The organism is Roseovarius autotrophicus (genome assembly GCF_018069895.1).
Lineage (GTDB): Bacteria > Pseudomonadota > Alphaproteobacteria > Rhodobacterales > Rhodobacteraceae > Roseovarius > Roseovarius autotrophicus.
Window position 1 is genome coordinate 23,606 of record NZ_JAGQDH010000017.1, and the last position, 17,435, is coordinate 41,040.

Annotated in this window: 16 protein-coding genes; 13 read left to right on the forward strand and 3 right to left on the reverse strand. The window is 64.8% G+C overall.

The features are described from left to right. Positions 1 to 156 precede the first annotated feature (156 nt). The 13 genes from urtA (at position 157) to ureG (ending at position 11,484) form a co-directional block, all read left to right on the forward strand. Entirely contained in the window at positions 157 to 1,437 is a 1,281-nt protein-coding gene (gene urtA / locus KAK09_RS14475) for an urea ABC transporter substrate-binding protein (protein ID WP_210879651.1), read from the forward strand. Positions 1,438 to 1,501: 64 nt separating this feature from the next. Continuing rightward, positions 1,502 to 3,457, forward strand: coding sequence for an urea ABC transporter permease subunit UrtB (gene urtB, locus KAK09_RS14480; protein ID WP_210879652.1), 1,956 nt, complete (start codon positions 1,502 to 1,504; stop codon positions 3,455 to 3,457). A gap of 3 nt (positions 3,458 to 3,460) precedes the next feature. Further along, entirely contained in the window at positions 3,461 to 4,645 is a 1,185-nt protein-coding gene (gene urtC / locus KAK09_RS14485; RefSeq protein ID WP_210879653.1) for an urea ABC transporter permease subunit UrtC, read from the forward strand. After that, the gene (gene urtD, locus KAK09_RS14490; RefSeq protein ID WP_210879654.1) at positions 4,642 to 5,382 is read left to right on the forward strand and encodes an urea ABC transporter ATP-binding protein UrtD; all 741 of its coding nucleotides are present in this window, start codon (positions 4,642 to 4,644) and stop codon (positions 5,380 to 5,382) included. Before urtC ends, urtD begins: the two co-directional genes overlap by 4 nt. A gap of 3 nt (positions 5,383 to 5,385) precedes the next feature. Then, positions 5,386 to 6,081 carry an urea ABC transporter ATP-binding subunit UrtE gene (gene urtE / locus KAK09_RS14495; protein ID WP_210879655.1) on the forward strand — a complete coding sequence of 232 codons (696 nt, stop codon included), beginning with the start codon at positions 5,386 to 5,388 and terminating at the stop codon, positions 6,079 to 6,081. A gap of 127 nt (positions 6,082 to 6,208) precedes the next feature. Further along, positions 6,209 to 7,021, forward strand: coding sequence for an urease accessory protein UreD (locus KAK09_RS14500; RefSeq protein WP_210879656.1), 813 nt, complete (start codon positions 6,209 to 6,211; stop codon positions 7,019 to 7,021). A gap of 12 nt (positions 7,022 to 7,033) precedes the next feature. Then, on the forward strand, positions 7,034 to 7,336 hold the full coding sequence (locus KAK09_RS14505; RefSeq protein WP_210879657.1) for an urease subunit gamma: 303 nt from the start codon (positions 7,034 to 7,036) through the stop codon (positions 7,334 to 7,336). A gap of 12 nt (positions 7,337 to 7,348) precedes the next feature. After that, the gene (locus KAK09_RS14510) at positions 7,349 to 7,507 is read left to right on the forward strand and encodes a hypothetical protein (protein ID WP_210879658.1); all 159 of its coding nucleotides are present in this window, start codon (positions 7,349 to 7,351) and stop codon (positions 7,505 to 7,507) included. Next, complete coding sequence (locus KAK09_RS14515) at positions 7,504 to 7,809, forward strand: urease subunit beta (RefSeq protein WP_210879659.1); 306 nt, start codon at positions 7,504 to 7,506, stop codon at positions 7,807 to 7,809. The genes KAK09_RS14510 and KAK09_RS14515 overlap by 4 nt, the downstream gene beginning before the upstream one ends. A gap of 222 nt (positions 7,810 to 8,031) precedes the next feature. Continuing rightward, a complete protein-coding gene (gene ureC, locus KAK09_RS14520; protein ID WP_210879660.1) occupies positions 8,032 to 9,738 on the forward strand; it encodes an urease subunit alpha in 1,707 nt (568 codons plus the stop codon). Between the two features lie 11 nt (positions 9,739 to 9,749). After that, a complete protein-coding gene (locus KAK09_RS14525; protein ID WP_210879661.1) occupies positions 9,750 to 10,220 on the forward strand; it encodes an urease accessory protein UreE in 471 nt (156 codons plus the stop codon). Beyond that, the gene (locus KAK09_RS14530) at positions 10,220 to 10,852 is read left to right on the forward strand and encodes an urease accessory protein UreF (protein ID WP_210879662.1); all 633 of its coding nucleotides are present in this window, start codon (positions 10,220 to 10,222) and stop codon (positions 10,850 to 10,852) included. The genes KAK09_RS14525 and KAK09_RS14530 overlap by 1 nt, the downstream gene beginning before the upstream one ends. Next, positions 10,849 to 11,484 (forward strand): urease accessory protein UreG, encoded by a 636-nt coding sequence (gene ureG, locus KAK09_RS14535; protein ID WP_210879663.1) that lies wholly within the window; start codon positions 10,849 to 10,851, stop codon positions 11,482 to 11,484. Before KAK09_RS14530 ends, ureG begins: the two co-directional genes overlap by 4 nt. Before the next feature lie 217 nt (positions 11,485 to 11,701). Here the strand turns inward: ureG and KAK09_RS14540 are convergent, their stop codons facing one another. The 3 genes from KAK09_RS14540 to KAK09_RS14550 are packed head-to-tail and all read right to left on the reverse strand — an operon-like array spanning position 11,702 to position 17,332. Continuing rightward, complete coding sequence (locus KAK09_RS14540) at positions 11,702 to 12,049, reverse strand: copper-binding protein (RefSeq protein ID WP_210879664.1); 348 nt, start codon at positions 12,047 to 12,049, stop codon at positions 11,702 to 11,704. A 40-nt stretch (positions 12,050 to 12,089) separates the two neighbouring features. After that, complete coding sequence (locus KAK09_RS14545; RefSeq protein ID WP_210879665.1) at positions 12,090 to 15,281, reverse strand: efflux RND transporter permease subunit; 3,192 nt, start codon at positions 15,279 to 15,281, stop codon at positions 12,090 to 12,092. After that, positions 15,278 to 17,332, reverse strand: coding sequence for an efflux RND transporter periplasmic adaptor subunit (locus KAK09_RS14550; protein WP_247651305.1), 2,055 nt, complete (start codon positions 17,330 to 17,332; stop codon positions 15,278 to 15,280). The genes KAK09_RS14545 and KAK09_RS14550 overlap by 4 nt, the downstream gene beginning before the upstream one ends. Positions 17,333 to 17,435: the final 103 nt, after the last annotated feature.

Below are 17,435 nucleotides of genomic sequence, written 5' to 3' on the forward strand. Positions count from 1 at the left end.
AGTCGCGCTGTTCGCCAGTCCGGGCACTTCTTCAGACGGCTCCGGCCACCACCAATACTCCCGGACGCGACGCAACCGAGACGCTGCCGCGCAAGCCTGACAGCGGGCAAATCGCCCCTGCCGCCCGCGCAGCCCTGACAAGGGAGTCGCAAGACCATGAGAAAGACCCTGCTGGCCGGGCTGGCCACCTCTACCGCGCTCATCGCCGCCCCGGCGCTGGCGCAAGACTGCCCCATCAAGGTGGGCGTGCTGCATTCGCTGTCGGGCACGATGGCGATTTCCGAGACCACGCTCAAGGATACCGTGCTGATGCTTGTCGATCAGCAGAACGCCAAGGGCGGGCTTCTGGGCTGTCAGATCGAGGCGGTGGTGGTTGATCCTGCCTCTGACTGGCCGCTTTTTGCAGAAAAGGCGCGCGAATTGCTCACCGTGAGCAATGTTGACGTGATCTTTGGTTCCTGGACCTCGGTCAGCCGCAAATCGGCGCTTCCGGTGCTGGAGGAGTTGAACGGGCTGATGTTCTATCCGGTCCAGTATGAGGGCGAGGAATCGTCGAAAAATGTCTTCTACACCGGCGCCGCGCCCAATCAGCAGGCGATCCCGGCGGTGGATTACTTCCTCGAGGAACTGGGCGTCGAGAGCTTCGCGCTTCTGGGCACGGACTATGTCTATCCCCGCACCACCAACAACATTCTCGATTCCTATCTGAAATCCAAGGGCATCGCCGCCAAGGATATCTTTGTCAATTACACCCCCTTCGGCCATTCCGACTGGGCGACCATCGTGGGCGATGTGGTGGCGCTCGGCGCGGGCGGCAAGAAGGTCGGCGTAATCTCAACCATCAATGGCGACGCCAATATCGGCTTTTACAAGGAACTGGCCGCCGCCGGTGTCAGCGCCGATGATATTCCGGTCGTCGCCTTTTCCGTGGGCGAGGAGGAGCTGTCGGGCCTCGACACGACCGAACTGGTCGGCCATCTCGCGGCGTGGAACTATTTCATGTCCGCCGACACGCCGGAAAACGCCGCCTTCATCGAGGCGTGGCACGCCTTCATCGGCGATACCAAGCGCGTCACCAATGACCCGATGGAGGCGCATTACATCGGCTTCAACATGTGGGTGAATGCCGTGACAGAGGCGGGCAGCACCGATGTGGACGCGGTGCGCGCGGCGATGTGGGGGCAGGAATTTCCCAACCTGACCGGCGGCATGGCGGTGATGAACGCCAACCACCACCTGTCGAAACCCGTGCTGATCGGCGAGATCCGCGCCGATGGGCAGTTTGACATCATCAGTCAGACCGACGAGGTGCCGGGCGATGCCTGGACCGATTACCTGCCCGAAAGTGCCGTGTTGAAAAGCGACTGGAAAGATCTGAACTGCGGCATGTTCAACACAGAGACGAGCACCTGCATTCAGGTCACCTCGAACTACTGACGCCGCGCGCCGGGCGGCTCTGGTCGCCCGGCCCTCCCTTTCCCTGACATGACCGGATCGTCCCATGCGCCCTGACCCCCTGCGCGCCTGTTTCCATGCGCTTGCCCTTCTGCTGGTCCTGCTGCTGCCGGACGCGGGCCATGCCCAGGTGCCGTTGCAACCGCTCCTGCAAGAGCATCGCGCGGCGATTGCCGCCCCCTCGCGCGGCACCGCCGGTGCGATGGTCGCGGCGCTGCTGTCCTCCGGCCATCCCGAGGCGGCGGAATTTCTGCGCCGATGGCAGGATCGCGGCGTGGCCGAGCGGCGCGCGGACGGGGTGTTTCTTTACAGTGACGATGCGGGTGGGCTGACAGAGATCGACGGCGGCAGGACGGTGACGGGCCTGACAAGCCGGGATGTGGCCCCGATCCGGCCCAACGCGGGCGTGCGCGCCGTGGTTGCTGCCGCACTGGTGCCCTTCGCGCTGTCCGACCCGGACCCCGAACGCCGCCGCGCAGCACTCGACGCCATTGCCCGCAGCCCCGACGCAGGGCAGATCACGCCGCTGATGGCGTCGCTCGATGGCGAGGCGGATGCGGGCCTGCGCGCACGCAAGGCGCGGCTGCTGACGCTGCTGACCGCGCAGTTCGGCCCGGATCGCGGGGATCGGCTTGCCGCGATAGAGAGCCTTGCAGGCGACACCGCCATAGAGGCGCGCGCCGTGCTGAACCAGATTGCGGCCAGGGTGCCGGGCGCGGCGGCGGCACTGCCTGCGGGGGCCAATATCGCGCGGGTGCTGGAGGTGGGCGAGGATCTGACCGAGACCGAGGCGCATGACCGGCTTGTGGCCGCGCGCCTGGCACCCCCCCGCCCCACCGCGAAGGACCTGCGCGACGCGCTCTCCGCGCATATCGAGGGCGGCAGCGTGGGCGGCATCCCCTTGCACCGGCTCGACACGCAGGCGATGCGTCTGCGCGCCTATGAGGTGCTGGAGGCGGCGGGCCGCGTGCCGCCGCGCTCGGGCCCCGCAGAGGTGACGCAGGCCGTGGCCGCGCATGTGTTCTTCGAGGCCTATTCCGAACCCGATCCCGACATCACCGCCGCCGCAGAGCAGGCACTTTCGGCCACCACACGCAAGATCGCGCTCTTTCAGGGGGCTGACCTGATCCTTGACGGGCTGTCGCTGGCGTCGATCTTCTTTCTTGCCGCGATCGGGCTTGCCATCACCTTTGGCGTCATGGGCGTGATCAATATGGCCCATGGCGAATTCATCATGATGGGGGCCTATACCGGCTATGTGGTGCAGCTTTTCATCCCTGATTACACCGTCAGCCTGATTGTTGCCCTGCCGCTGGCCTTTGCCGTGACCTTCGGGGCTGGCGTGGCGATGGAGCGGCTGGTGATCCGCCACCTCTACACCCGCCCGCTGGAAACGCTGCTGGCGACCTTCGGCATCTCCATTGCGCTGCAACAACTGGCCAAGAACATCTTTGGCACGCAGGCCCGGCCCCTGACCGCGCCCGACTGGCTGAGCGGGGCGCTTACCTTCAACGACATTGTTGGCATTTCCTCGATCCGGGTGGCGATCTTTGTGCTGGCGCTGATCTTTCTTGCGCTGCTTCTCTATATCCTCAAGCGCACAAGGCTGGGGCTGGAGGTGCGGGCGGTCACGCAAAACCCCGGCATGGCGGCCTCGATGGGGATCAACCCCGACCGCATCAACATGCTGACCTTCGGCCTTGGCTCGGGCATCGCGGGCATCGCGGGCGTGGCGATTGGCCTCTATGCGCAGGTGACGTCCGAGATGGGGGCCAACTACATCGTGCAAAGTTTCATGACCGTGGTGGTGGGCGGTGTCGGCAATGTCTGGGGCACGCTGGCGGGGGCGTCGATGATCGGCTTCCTGCAAAAGGGCATCGAATGGTTCAACCCCTCCAACACGCTGGCGGCGCAGACCTACATGATCCTCTTCATCATCCTTTTCATACAATTCCGGCCCAAGGGCATCGTCGCCCTCAAGGGCCGCGCGGCGGGGGACTGAGCCATGAGCACACCCGAGATTGCCCCGCGCAGGCGGTTTCTGGCGGAAAATCCGTCGGTCCTGTGGTTCCTTGGCGGGCTTGGCCTCTTTACCCTTGGCGTGACGGTGCTGGCCGAGGGGTTCGGGCTTGGCACGCTCTCCACCTCGATGGTCAAGATCCTCGGCATGACGCTGTGTCTGTGCCTGATCGCCGTGGCGATGGATGTGGTCTGGGGCTATTGCGGCATCCTCAGCCTGGGCCATTTCGCCTTTTTCGGGATCGGCGGCTATGCCATCGGCATGTGGCTGATGTATGCCCGCACCGAGGGCATCGTGACCGAGGCGCTTTTGTCCGCCCCGATCCCGCCCACAAGGACCGAGATCACCGACGCCATCGCCGGCCAGATCTTTGGCGTGGTGGGCAGCAGCAAGTTGCCCGTGCTCTGGGGCTTTGCCCATTCGCTGCCCTTGCAACTGGCGATGGTGGTGCTGGTGCCGGGGCTTCTGGCGCTGGTGTTCGGCTGGCTGGCTTTTCGAAGCCGCGTCACCGGCGTTTACCTGTCGATCCTGACGCAGGCGATGACGCTGGCGCTGTCGCTCTACCTTTTCCAGAACGACAGCGGGCTGCGCGGCAATAACGGCCTTTCGGGGTTGCAGAACATTCCCGGTCTCGATCATCTGCCGCAGGCGACCCTTTCGCTGTGGTTCTTCTGGGCCTCGGCGGCGGCGCTCGGGCTTGGCTATCTGTTCTTCGCCTGGCTGGTCTCGGGCAAGTTCGGCTCGGTCATCCGCGCGATCCGCGACAATGAGGCGCGGGTGCGGTTTCTCGGCTACGAGGTGGAGCATTACAAGCTGGTGGTCTTTACCCTCACGGCCATCATCGCGGGGATCGCCGGGGCGCTCTATTATCCGCAGGCGGGCATCGTGAACCCGGCGGAAATTGCGCCTATCGCGTCCATTTACCTCGCCGTCTGGGTCGCCATCGGCGGGCGCGGGCGGCTTTATGGCGCGGTGATCGGCGCGGCGGTGGTCAGCCTTGCCTCAAGCTGGTTCACCGGCGGCGGCGCGCCCGCGATCGACCTTGGCTTTTACCGCATCAACTGGACCGACTGGTGGCTGGTGCTCTTGGGTTTTGGCTTTGTCGCGGTCACGCTTTTCCTGCCGCGCGGCATCGGCGGGCTGTTTGACCGGCTGGTGAGGAAATCATGAGCGCGATTCTGGAAGTCTCGGGCGTGTCCGTCACCTTCGACGGGTTCCGCGCCATCAACAACCTGTCCATTTCCATCCCCGAGACAGGGCTGCGCGCAATCATCGGACCCAACGGTGCGGGCAAGACGACCTTCATGGATATCGTCACGGGCAAGACGAAACCAGATGAGGGCCGGGTGATCTGGGGCGAGAAATCCGTCTCGCTTCTGGGGCTGAGCGAGAGCGCCATCGCGCAGGCGGGCATTGGGCGCAAGTTCCAGAAACCCACGGTGTTCGAGGCCCAAAGCGTGCGTGACAACCTTGCCATGGCCCTGCGTGCGCCGCGCGGGCCGTTCGACGTGCTGCGCGCCCGCCGATCGCGCAGAGCCGATGACCGCATCCGCGATCTGGCCGAGGAGATCGGCCTTGCCGATGCGCTGCCCCGCCCTGCCGGAGAGTTGAGCCACGGGCAGAAGCAATGGCTGGAAATCGGCATGTTGCTGGCGCAGGATCCGCGCCTCTTGCTGGTGGATGAGCCTGCCGCCGGCATGACCCCTGCCGAGCGCGAACACACCACCGATCTCTTGAAACGCGCGGCGCAGACCCGCGCCGTGGTGGTGATCGAGCATGACATGGAATTCGTGCGCCGCCTCGATTGCCGGGTGACGGTGCTGCACGAGGGCGCGGTTCTGGCCGAGGGCAGTCTGGATCACGTCACCCGCAACCAACAGGTGATTGATGTCTATCTGGGGAGATGATCCATGCTGAGTGTCGAGAACCTGACCCTGCATTACGGCGCGTCGCAGATCCTGCATGGCGTCAGCCTGAGCGCGCGGCCCGGTGCGGTGACGGCGGTGATGGGCACCAACGGGGTGGGCAAGACCAGCCTCCTGAAGGCCATCGCCGGGCGGCACCCCTATTCGGGCGGACGCATCACGCTCGATGGGGCAGAGTTGCACCATCTGAGCGCGGCGCAGGCGGCGAAGGCGGGCATCGCCTATGTGCCGCAGGGGCGCGAGGTGTTTCCGCTGCTGACCGTCACCGAGAACCTGCAAACCGGCTTTGCCTGCCTGCCGAAATCAGAGCATCGGATTCCGCCGCGTATCTATGATCTGTTCCCGGTGCTGGCGCAGATGAAGGACCGGCGCGGCGGCGATCTGTCGGGTGGTCAGCAACAGCAGCTTGCCATTGCCCGCGCGCTGATCGCGCGGCCCCGCGTGCTGTTGCTGGATGAGCCGACCGAAGGCATCCAGCCCAATATCATCAAGCAGATCGGCGAAGTGATCCGGCTTTTGCGCGACGAGGGCGAGATCGCCATCGTTCTGGTCGAGCAATATTTCGATTTCGCCTACGGGCTGGCGGATGATCTGGTGGTGTTGAACCGGGGCGAGGTGCGGTTGTCAGAGCCTGCGGCGATGGTCGAGCGGGCGCGGCTCTTGCGCGAAGTGTCTATTTGATGAGCGAACTGCCGGTTTTTCGGGCAATCAGGCCTATCAGCGCGCCCGTGAGCGGGGGGCAGGTCCGGCCCTGTCTGGCGGTCGGTCACGGCATGGCTAGGCTGATCGCAAAAGGAGCGCCCCGCCGATGACTGCCGTGCCTGCCCCCGTCCTTGAACGCTCTCACGGGCGCGTGCGTGTCACGATCGTGCCCGGTCCGGGGGCTGGACGGCTGGAACGGCTGGCGCAGGCAGGATCGGCCAAGGCTTTCGTGCATCCGGGGGCATCGGGGCCGGAGGTGGTGTTTCTCAACACATCCGGCGGGTTGGCGGGGGGCGACCGGCTGTCGCTGTCGCTCGATCTTGGGCAGGGATGCCGGGCCACGGCCACCACCCAGACAGCAGAGCGCGCCTATCGCAGCACCGGCGGTGCGGCGCGCGTCGAGGTACGGCATGTGGTGGGGGCGGGCGCGCATCTGGATTGGCTGCCGCAGGAAACGATCCTGTTCGATCAAAGCAGTCTTGACCGCGAGACGGTGATCGACCTTGGCCCCGGCGCGTCCTGCCTGATGCTGGAGGCGGTAATTCTGGGCCGTGCCGCCATGGGCGAGACGGTGACGCAGGTATGCCTGCGCGACATCCGCCGGATCACGCGCGACGCTCGCCCGGTGCTGGTCGAGCCGCTGCATCTGGGCACCGCTGCGTTGACGGCCGGTCCCGGCGTGCTGAACGGCGCGCGCGCCTTTGCCACGCTGGCGCTGGTGGCGCAGGGGGCCGAGGACGCGGTGGCGCGGGTGCGCTGCGTGCTGGATGAGCCGGGCGTCGCGGGCGGCGCCTCGGGCTTTGACGGGCGGCTGGTCGTGCGGCTGATGGCGGGCGATGGCTGGCCGCTGCGGCGGCAGATCCTGCGGTTGCTGGCGGTGCTGCGCCCCGGTCCGTGCCCCCGCGTCTGGCAGATCTAGGAGAGATATGCGATGAACCTGACCCCCCGCGAAAAGGACAAGCTGCTGATCAGTCTCGCCGCGATGGTGGCGCGTGGCAGGCTGGCGCGCGGTGTGTGTCTCAACCATCCCGAGGCGGTGGCGCTGATCACCGATTTCGTGGTCGAGGGCGCGCGCGAGGGCCGCACGGTGGCCGATCTGATGGAGGCGGGCGCGCATGTCGTCACCGCCGATCAGTGCATGTCGGGCATCGCGCAGATGATCCATTCCGTGCAGGTCGAGGCGACATTCCCCGACGGCACCAAGCTTGTCACCGTCCACAACCCGATCCGCTGAAAGGAGAGACCCATGCGTTACGTCCTCATCCCCCTTATCCTGCTGCCGACGCTGGCGCAGGCCGATTCCGGCCCGCATCTGCACCCGCACGGGATTGATGCCCTGTGGCTGATCGTGGTGGGTGCGCTGGCGCTGGCAGGCGGCTATGCGCTGGCCCGGTGGCGGAAATGATCCCCGGAGAAGTGTTCCCCGCCGAGGGCGAGATTACGCTGAACGCGGGCCGCCCCGTCACCGTGCTGATGGTGGCCAATACCGGCGACCGGCCCGTGCAGGTGGGCAGCCATTACCATTTCGCCGAGGCCAATCCGGGGCTGTCCTTTGACCGCGCCACAGCGCGCGGGCAACGGTTGGACATTCCCGCAGGCACCGCGATCCGCTTCGAGCCGGGGCAAAGCCGCGAGGTGCGGCTTGTTCCCTATGGCGGCGCGCGGCGGGTGTTCGGATTCAATCAACAGGTGATGGGGGATTTGTAGATGTGCGGGATTGATAAAATGTGCCTCTTGCCCGGAATCGAGGCGCGAAGCGCCGCCGGGCAGCGCCCGACCGCCCCCCGGGCGGGCGCTTTTGCAGCCTCGCACACGCGTGCAATCGTCGCAGTATTCGGCACCATAAATCGCCCCGCCTCAGCGGTTGCTGCGCCCCCCCGCGGTCGGGCCCAGCCCGACGGCGCGCCACGGGTTATCGGAGACCTCTAGATGCCCTACGCGATCCCCCGCGCCGCCTATGCCGCCATGTATGGCCCCACCACGGGCGACCGGCTGCGGCTGGGCGATACTGACCTCATCATCGAGGTAGAGCGTGATCTGACCACCTATGGCGAAGAGGTGAAATTCGGCGGCGGCAAAGTCATCCGCGACGGCATGGGCCAATCCCAGACCACGCGGGCGGGCGGGGCGATGGACACGGTCATCACCAACGCGCTGATCGTCGATCATCAGGGGATCACCAAGGCCGATGTGGGGCTGCGGGACGGGCTGATTGCCGCCATCGGCAAGGCGGGCAACCCCGACACGCAACCCGGCGTGGACATCATCATCGGGCCGGGAACCGAGATCATCGCCGGAGAGGGCCGCATCCTCACCCCCGGCGGGTTTGACGCGCATATCCATTTCATCTGCCCGCAGCAGATCGACGACGCGCTCCATTCCGGCATCACCACCATGCTGGGCGGCGGCACCGGGCCTGCCCATGGCACGCTTGCCACCACCTGCACGCCGGGGGCGTTTCATATCGGGCGGATGTTGCAGGCGGCGGATGCCTTTCCGATGAACCTCGGGTTCGCGGGCAAGGGCAACGCCAGCCTGCCCGCCGCGCTGATCGAGCAGGTCCATGCCGGGGCCTGCGCGCTGAAATTGCACGAGGATTGGGGCACCACGCCCGGTGCCATCGACTGTTGCCTGAGTGTCGCCGATGACATGGACGTGCAGGTGATGATCCACACCGATACGCTCAACGAAAGCGGGTTCGTGGAAAACACCCTCGCCGCCATCAAGGGCCGCACCATCCACGCCTATCACACCGAGGGCGCAGGCGGCGGGCACGCCCCCGACATCATGAAGGTGGTGTCCTCGCAGAATGTGCTGCCCTCCTCGACCAACCCGACCATGCCCTACACCGTCAACACCATTGAGGAACATCTCGACATGCTGATGGTCTGTCATCACCTTGACCGGACCATCCCCGAGGACGTGGCCTTTGCTGAGAGCCGCATACGGCGCGAGACCATCGCCGCCGAGGACATCCTGCACGACATGGGCGCGTTTTCGGTCATGGCGTCCGACAGTCAGGCCATGGGCCGCGTGGGAGAGGTGATCATCCGCACATGGCAGACCGCCGACAAGATGCGCAAGCAGCGCGGGCGCCTGACGGAGGAAACCGGCGAAAACGACAATTTCCGGGTGCGCCGCTATATCGCCAAATACACCATCAACCCCGCCATCGCGCATGGCATTTCCGCCCATATCGGCAGCATCACGCCCGGCAAGCGCGCCGATCTGGTGCTGTGGGATCCGGCGTTCTTTGGCGCGAAACCGGAAATGGTGCTGATGGGCGGGACCATCGTGCTGGCGCAGATGGGTGATCCCAACGGCTCGATCCCGGCGCAGCCGGTGCATTCGCGCCCCATGTTCGGGGCCTTCGGGCGGGCGCTGGAACGGTCCTCGGTGCTCTTTGTCAGCGCGGCGGCGCAGGCGGACGGGATCGGTGCGACGCTGGGGCTGGCCAAGACCACGCTGCCGGTGGCGAACACGCGGCACACGGGCAAATCCGACATGATCCTGAACGCCGCCACGCCAAGGATCGAGGTGGACCCGGAAACCTATGAGGTGCGCGCCGATGGCGAATTGCTCACCTGCGCGCCCGCCACGGAATTGCCGCTGGCGCAACGCTATTTCCTGTATTGAGAGGCAGAGACATGACCGACTTGCCCGTTGCCCGCCGCCTTCTGTCGCATGCGCCTGACCAAAGCGCGGATACCGTCGCGCTTGGCTATGACGCGCGGCTCTTGCGGCGCAAGCGGCTGGTGGGGCGGGGCGGGCTCGCCTTTCTGGTCGATCTGGCCGAGGTGACCAACCTTGACGATCACTGGGGTTTTGCGCTTGACGATGGCCGCGCGGTGGGGGTCGAGGCCGCGCCAGAGGATCTCATCGAGGTGCGCGGCGATCTGGCGCGTCTGGCGTGGCATATCGGCAACCGGCACACGCCCTGTGAGATGGGTGCCGATCACCTGACGATCCGGCGGGATCATGTGATCGAGGCGATGCTGGCGCAGCTTGGTGCGGCGTTGACGCCCGTCACCGGCCCCTTTCGACCCGAGGGCGGGGCCTATGGCAAGGGGCGCACCATGGGGCATGATCACGGCCACACGCATCACGCCCACGCCTGATGCTCACGCCCGCGCATCTCACCCTCGTGCACTGGCTCTCGCCCGCCTTTCCGACGGGGGCTTTTGCCTATTCGCACGGGCTGGAGGCCGAGATCGCAGCGGGTGTCGTGCAGGATGCGCCAAGCCTTGAGGTCTGGTTGCGCAATATCCTGCGCTTCGGCGCGGGCTGGCAGGATGCGGTGCTGCTGTGCCGTGCGCTGCAAGGGGAGTGCGATGCGCTGGACGATCTGGCGCGCGCGCTGCAACCCTCGGCCGAGCGATGGCGTGAGAGCGCCGGGCAGGGCGCGGCCTTTGCCCGCACCGTGGCCGGGATGACGGGGCGCGCGATGGTCCCGCGCCTTCTGCCGGTCGCGGTGGCAGAGGCGGCGGCCCCGCTCGCCCTGCCCGCGCGCGACGTGGCGGCGCTTTATCTTCAGGGCTTTGCCGGCAACCTCGTCACAATCGCCATCCGCCATGTGCCGCTGGGTCAGACAGAGGGGCAGGCGGTGCTGTCGCGGCTCCTGCCGGTGATCGAGGACCTGGCCACACGCGCGGCGGGGGCCAGTCTGGACGATATCGGCACCTGCGCACTGGCGGGCGATCTGGCGGCGCTGCGCCACGAAACCATGGACGTGAGGATATTTCGCACATGACAGGCAAGAGCATGAACGGCCCGCTGCGGGTGGGCATCGGCGGCCCGGTGGGCGCGGGCAAGACCACGCTGACGGCGGCGCTGGCGCGGGCGCTGGCCCCGCGCTGTTCCATGGCGGTGATCACCAATGACATCTACACGCGCGAGGATGCGGAGTTTCTCATGCGCGCGCAGGTGCTGCCCGCGAACCGCATCCGGGGCGTGGAAACCGGCGGCTGCCCGCATACCGCGATCCGCGAGGATGCCAGCATCAATCTGGCGGCGGTGGATGACCTGACCGCCGCCTTTCCCGATCTCGACCTGATCCTGATCGAATCGGGCGGTGACAATCTGGCGGCCACGTTCAGCCCGGAACTGGCGGATCTGACGATCTACGTCATCGACACCGCCGCCGGACAGGACATCCCGCGCAAACGCGGGCCGGGATTGACGAAATCCGACCTTCTGGTGGTCAACAAGACCGATCTTGCGCCGCATGTGGGGGTCGATCTGGCGAGGCTCGAGGCCGATACGATCCGCGCGCGGGGGTGGCGGCCCTATGTGCTGGCCGGATTGCGCGAGGGGCGCGGAGTGGGTGCGATCACCGAATTCCTCATGCGCGAGGGTGGGTTGATGCCTGGGCAAACCGTCTGAGGCAGCAAAAGCTGTCAGGCCTGCCTGACAAGGCATTACATTCTTCGCACAATCCATGTGTGGCACCCGGTGCCGGGGTCCACCAGGGTTCGTCCAGGATCGCTGCGACCTGTGATGCAGGTCATCTGCGCACCCTGATGACTGTCAGCGACCGCCTTGCTCCCAGTCAATGACACACGCCGCGGCAATCAATGGATTGCCGCGGCGTGCCTTGCTGTTACCTGGCCGCGAGGGACTTGATCACATACATGCCGTGGGCATCTTTCACCAGCATCATGATGACCTGATCGCCGGCGGCAAGATCGGCCATCACATTGGCATCTTCCGCCAATGGCATGTCCATGGTCATCGCGGGCCAACCGATCTCGGGGATGGGACCATGGCTGACGTTCACTGTATCTGCGTCGAGTCTGTTGACCGTGGCCTCGGCATGAACCGCGCCGTCAACAGATGTCTTGCTCATGGCCATGGCAGCGTGATCCATTCCTGTCGAGCCGCTCATCTGGGCCATGGCCAGCGGGGCGCTCAGGATGAGGGCGGTGAAGGTCAGTAGGGTCTTGCGCATGGGGATCTCCTTTTTGACTGCGCCAGAGGGTGCCGGACGCTCATTCGCCAGGCACCGTAGAGGGGTGGGATGGGGGTATTGGCCGTGACGCACCCGCCAGATCGCGGTTCACGCGCGGCAAGGCGAGGCGTTTCCAGATCACGTAGATCGCAGGGATCACCAGCAGGGTCAGCAGGGTTGCCGTCGCCATGCCGCCGATCATCGGGGCGGCGATACGCTTCATGATCTCGGAGCCGGTCCCATGACCATACATGATCGGCACAAGCCCGGCAAAGATCGTGGCCACGGTCATCACCTTGGGCCGCGCCCGCAGCAAGGCCCCCTCAAAAACAACTTCCTCGATATCCAGCGATGTCAGGGGGCGGCCCTGATCCTGGGCGAGGTTGCGGCGTTTCTGCCATGCCAGATTGAGATAGAGCAGCATGACGATGGCCGTTTCAACCGCGACACCGGCCAGCGCGATAAAGCCCACCAGAACCGCGACGGAAATATCGAAGGCGAGATACCAGACCAGCCAGACGCCGCCGGCCAATGCCACCGGCAAGGCCGCGAGGATGATGGCAACCTCTGTCACGCGCGAAAACGCCATGAACAGCATCAGCGTGATGATCAGCAATGTCGCGGGTGCCACGAGGGTCAGGCGTGCCTGCATCCGCTGGATATACTCATACTGCCCGGCCCAGGTGATGGAATAGCCCGGCGGCAGGGTGACGGTGTCGGCCACGACCTGACGGGCCTCCTGGACATATCCCCCCAGATCGCGCCCGGCGATGTCGATAAAGACAAATCCCGTGCGCCGGGCATTCTCGGATCGGATCATGCCGGGGCCATCGACCACAGAGATATCGGCCATCGCCCCAAGCGGCACATGCGCACCCGAGGGTGTCACGACCGGCAGGTTGCGCAACTTGTCCGGGCTGTCGCGCCAGCTCTGCGGATAGCGCAGGTTGATCGGGAACCGTTCCAATCCCTCGACGCTTTCCGAAACATTCAGACCGCCGATTGCGGATTGCACCACATCCTGAAGCTCGCGCACGCTCATCATGTAGCGGGCAGCGGCGTTTCGATTGACGTTGATCTCGATGAAACGCCCGCCGACGGGACGTTCGGCAAAGGCGGATGCCGTGCCGTCGATGCCCACCACGGCCTTTTCGACCTCGACGCCGATGCGTTCGATCACAGAGAGATCCGCGCCGGAAATCTTGACCCCGACAGGGGTCTTGATGCCGGTGGCCAGCATGTCGATGCGATTCTTGATCGGTTGGATCCAGACATTGGTCACGCCTGGAAGCTGCACGATGCGGTCCAGTTCCTCGCGGATACGCTCCATGGTCATGCCCTCGCGCCACTCCGCCTCGGGCTTGAGCTGGATTGTCGTTTCGACCATCGTCAGCGGCGCCGGGTCCGTGGCCGTATCGGCACGCCCCAGTTTGCCATGCACCGTTTGCACTTCGGGAAGGGTGGCAATCAGACGGTCAGTTTGTTGCAGCACTTCGCGCGCCTTGCCGATGGACACGCCGGGATGGAGCGAGGGCATATAGAGCAGATCGCCCTCATTCAGCTCTGGCATGAACTCGGTTCCCAGCCGTTGCAGCGGCCACGCCATCGAGAAAACCACCGCGATGGCAAGCACCGATGTCGCCCAGGGCCAGGCCACGGCCGCATCCAGGAAAGGCCGGTAAAGCCAGATCACCAGCCTGTTCAACGGGTTCTTGTGTTCGGGCAGGATCCGTCCGCGCACGAAATAACCCATCAGCACGGGCACCAATGTGATCGACAGGATCGCAGCCGCCGCCATGGCATAGGTTTTGGTAAAGGCCAGCGGCTTGAACAAACGCCCTTCCTGGCTCTCAAGAACAAAGACAGGCAGAAAGCTGACCGCGATGATGGCCAGCGAGAAGAAAAGCGCCGGGCCCACCTCGGACGAGCATTCCGACACGATCCGCCACCGATTCTCCTTGGTCAGGGGTTCCTTTTCGATCCGCCTGTGCATTGCTTCGATCATCACGATGGCCGCGTCAACCATCGCCCCGATGGCGATTGCGATGCCCCCGAGCGACATGATGTTGGCGTTTACACCTTGCAGCTTCATGATGAAAAAGGCCGCGAAGATGCCCAGGGGCAGCGAGAGAACGATCACCAGAGAAGACCGCAGATGCAGCAGAAACACGCCACAAACGAGGACCACGACGATGAATTCCTCGGTCAACTTGTCCGTCAGGGTTTCAATCGCCCGCTCTATGACACCGGAACGATTGTAGGTTGTGACGATCTCCACGCCCTCGGGCAGACTGCCGCGCAACTCTTCGATCCGCGCCTCGACGGCCTTGATCGTGGCCAGCGCATTCCCGCCCCACCGCAGGATGACAACACCGCCGACAGCATCGCCCTCGCCACCGAACTCGCCAACCCCTCGGCGCATTTCAGGCCCGAGACGGATATCGGCGATGTCACCCAGGGTGACCGCGGCGCCGCGCGCGTTCACCATCAAGGGGGCGGCTGCCAGATCGGCCAGTTCGTTCACATAGCCGGTGGAGCGGATCATGTATTCCGCCTCACCCATTTCGATGACGCTGCCCCCGGTTTCCCGGTTTGCGGCCTCGATCGCCGCCTGGATGCGCGCCAGTGAAAGATCATAGGCGCGCAGCTTGTTGGGATCAACGACCACCTGATACTGTTTGACCATGCCGCCGATGGTGGCCACCTCGGACACGCCCTCAACACTCTGAAGTTCGAACTTCAGGAACCAGTCCTGCAGCGTTCTCAACTGTGCCAGATCATGGCCGCCCGTGCGATCGATCAAGGCGTATTGATAGATCCAGCCGACGCCGGTTGCATCAGGGCCCAATTCCGGGGTGACGCCTTCGGGCAGATCCGCAGCGATCTGCTGCAAGTATTCCAGAACGCGGCTGCGCGCCCAATAGAGGTCGGTCCCATCCTCGAAAACGATGTAGACGAAACTGTCGCCGAAAAAGGAAAAGCCGCGCACATCGGTTGCACCCGGCACGGCAAGCATCGCCGTGGTGATGGGAAAGGTCACCTGATCCTCGACCACCTGCGGGGCCTGTCCCGGATATGGCGTCTTGATGATGACCTGCACATCGGACAGATCGGGAATGGCATCGACCGGAGTGGAGCGGAGCGCCCAGATCCCGGCACCAGCCAGCAGCATGGCGAATGCAAGCACCAACAGCCGATTGGTGATCGACGCCCTGATGATCATCGGGATCATTGCAGCAACTCCGGCGCGGGCGCGACCCCGACAAGGGTCAGCGACAGGTTGGGATTGCGCGCAAGAAGCAGCCCGATTTCCCGGCCAACCGGCAAACTTTCCGTATCAAGCTCTGGTGCGATGGCGAAATCCATCGTCATCCCCGGCATGCCGATATCAGCGATCGGACCGTGGCTGATATTGGCGCGCGCCGCATCCCGATCGATTGCATTGATCGTTCCAGGGACATGCATTGGTGGCCACGCCGGTTCGGCCGCGGTCAAGACCATGGTCACACCGTCCGGGCGCGCGAATGTCAGGATCAGGTCGGTGTCGAGGCCAAGCGTTGCCGGATCAAGCGTCTCGGCAAGCCCGAACCGCATCGTCATCCCCGGCATGCCTGTTTCCGGGATCGGTCCATGGGCAATTGTTGCCGTCCGATCCTCTGCGTGGATTTCTTCGATGCGGCCGGGGACGGTGATGGGTGATACCGCCACTGACACGGCAAGCTCTGGCCCGGTCGCGTCCTGCTCCCCGGTGCCCGCTGCACGGACAGCCACGATGACAAAGCCGCCATCCTCACCCTTCGCCAGATCGAATTCGATCCTTTCACCCAAGGGCACCGTTGCCGGGTCAAGCCCTGCCACCGACATATCCATCTGCATGGCCGGCCAGCCAATAGCGGGAATCGCGTCATGGCGCATGGTCAGCTTGCCATCGTGTGTCACGGCCGCAACCAAACCCGTCGCGGTCGCCGCAATCCCGTCATCCCCCCCGAGATCAATCAGGCCAAGCTGCCCATCGGCCCCGCGCGCGAGGTGGAACACCACCATCTGACCAGGCTTGAAGCGGTCGATCGCAATATCCGCGCGCACCGGGAACCGCGAGGTCATCGCCGGCCAGTCGAGGGCTTCCAATGCATCGTGGCGAAGCGTCGCCATGCGTGTGTCGGGGTCAAGAGCGACAAGCGTGCCTCGCCCCCGCGCAGGCGCCACATCGGTCGGAGCCATGCGCATCAGCCCCGCAGAAAGCGCGCTTTCGCTGTCGATCAGGAATTGTGCAGAGGCCACGACCTCTTCGCCGGGGGCAAGCCCCTGCAAGACCTCCGTGCGCCCGCCTTCACCAAAGGCATCGCGCAGCCCGGTGGTGATCAGCCGGGGCTTGAACGTGCCCTCCCCGATTTTGAGAATGATCCGCTCGGCCTGCCCCGTGCGAATGATCGCTTCGCTTGGGACCGTCACCCCCTCGCGAGTCTGGTCCGGAACAAGGACGACAGTCCCGAACATGTTGGTCCTGAGCAGGCGGTCGCGATTGTCAAATCGCAATCGCACCGGCAGGGTCCGCGTGCGGGCATCAAGCTCTGGATAGATGTAGTCGATCCGTCCTTCGAAACGTGAACCCGGCAGGTGGTCGAACTCTGCCACTGCCGTCATGTTCTCGGACAGGCGCCCGATATCGCGCTCGAAGACATCCGCAATCAGCCAGACCCTTGATGGATCGGTCAGCGACAGCGCCCTCGTGTTGGGTTGCAGAAACATTCCGTCCGCCGCCTCGAGCGAGATAACAACCCCGTCTTGCGGTGCATAGACATGCAGGTTGCGGGCAAACCGGCCGGAACTGGCGATCTCGTCAATCTGCCGATCCGACATGCCTTGACTGCGCAGGCTGCTGCGCGCCAGTTCGACAATCCTCTGATCGCCCGCCTCGATGGCCCGGATCAGATCCGCGCTAGACGATCCGATCACAGGTGAAAACATCTCGAAAAGAACATCGCCCTTGGCGACTTGATCGCCCACGGCACGCACATTGAGTGTCTCGACCCAGCCCTCGACGCGCGTGTGGACATGGCTTGTCAGGTGGTCGTCGTACCCAACGTAGCCCACGGTCTCGATCCGCTCCGAGACGGTTTCCATCCGGGCAATGGCCGTTCGGACACCGATTGCGTTGATCTCGGGCGCGGAAAGCCTGACCTCGGAAGGATCGCCCGAGGGCTCTTGACCCGCGTAAACGGGAACCAGGTTCATCCCCATGGGGGATTTGCCCGGCCCGTCCCGGCGATAGTTCGCATCCATCGGCGCGACCCAGTACAGCACCTCGGGCCCGGTGGCCTGTGACCCCACGACAGGGTTCCACAAATATCGTTCACCAGCAACTCCGGCCAAAGTGCTCACGCCA

Bases quoted from the DNA above. Each gene is read 5' to 3' on its own strand.
- urtA (WP_210879651.1), top strand. From the start codon at position 157: ATGAGAAAGACCCTGCTGGCCGGGCTGGCCACCTCTACCGCGCTCATC.
- urtB (WP_210879652.1), top strand. From the start codon at position 1,502: ATGCGCCCTGACCCCCTGCGCGCCTGTTTCCATGCGCTTGCCCTTCTG.
- urtC (WP_210879653.1), top strand. From the start codon at position 3,461: ATGAGCACACCCGAGATTGCCCCGCGCAGGCGGTTTCTGGCGGAAAAT.
- urtD (WP_210879654.1), top strand. From the start codon at position 4,642: ATGAGCGCGATTCTGGAAGTCTCGGGCGTGTCCGTCACCTTCGACGGG.
- urtE (WP_210879655.1), top strand. From the start codon at position 5,386: ATGCTGAGTGTCGAGAACCTGACCCTGCATTACGGCGCGTCGCAGATC.
- KAK09_RS14500 (WP_210879656.1), top strand. From the start codon at position 6,209: ATGACTGCCGTGCCTGCCCCCGTCCTTGAACGCTCTCACGGGCGCGTG.
- KAK09_RS14505 (WP_210879657.1), top strand. From the start codon at position 7,034: ATGAACCTGACCCCCCGCGAAAAGGACAAGCTGCTGATCAGTCTCGCC.
- KAK09_RS14510 (WP_210879658.1), top strand. From the start codon at position 7,349: ATGCGTTACGTCCTCATCCCCCTTATCCTGCTGCCGACGCTGGCGCAG.
- KAK09_RS14515 (WP_210879659.1), top strand. From the start codon at position 7,504: ATGATCCCCGGAGAAGTGTTCCCCGCCGAGGGCGAGATTACGCTGAAC.
- ureC (WP_210879660.1), top strand. From the start codon at position 8,032: ATGCCCTACGCGATCCCCCGCGCCGCCTATGCCGCCATGTATGGCCCC.
- KAK09_RS14525 (WP_210879661.1), top strand. From the start codon at position 9,750: ATGACCGACTTGCCCGTTGCCCGCCGCCTTCTGTCGCATGCGCCTGAC.
- KAK09_RS14530 (WP_210879662.1), top strand. From the start codon at position 10,220: ATGCTCACGCCCGCGCATCTCACCCTCGTGCACTGGCTCTCGCCCGCC.
- ureG (WP_210879663.1), top strand. From the start codon at position 10,849: ATGACAGGCAAGAGCATGAACGGCCCGCTGCGGGTGGGCATCGGCGGC.
- KAK09_RS14540 (WP_210879664.1), bottom strand. From the start codon at position 12,049: ATGCGCAAGACCCTACTGACCTTCACCGCCCTCATCCTGAGCGCCCCG.
- KAK09_RS14545 (WP_210879665.1), bottom strand. From the start codon at position 15,281: ATGATCCCGATGATCATCAGGGCGTCGATCACCAATCGGCTGTTGGTG.
- KAK09_RS14550 (WP_247651305.1), bottom strand. From the start codon at position 17,332: ATGGATGCGAACTATCGCCGGGACGGGCCGGGCAAATCCCCCATGGGG.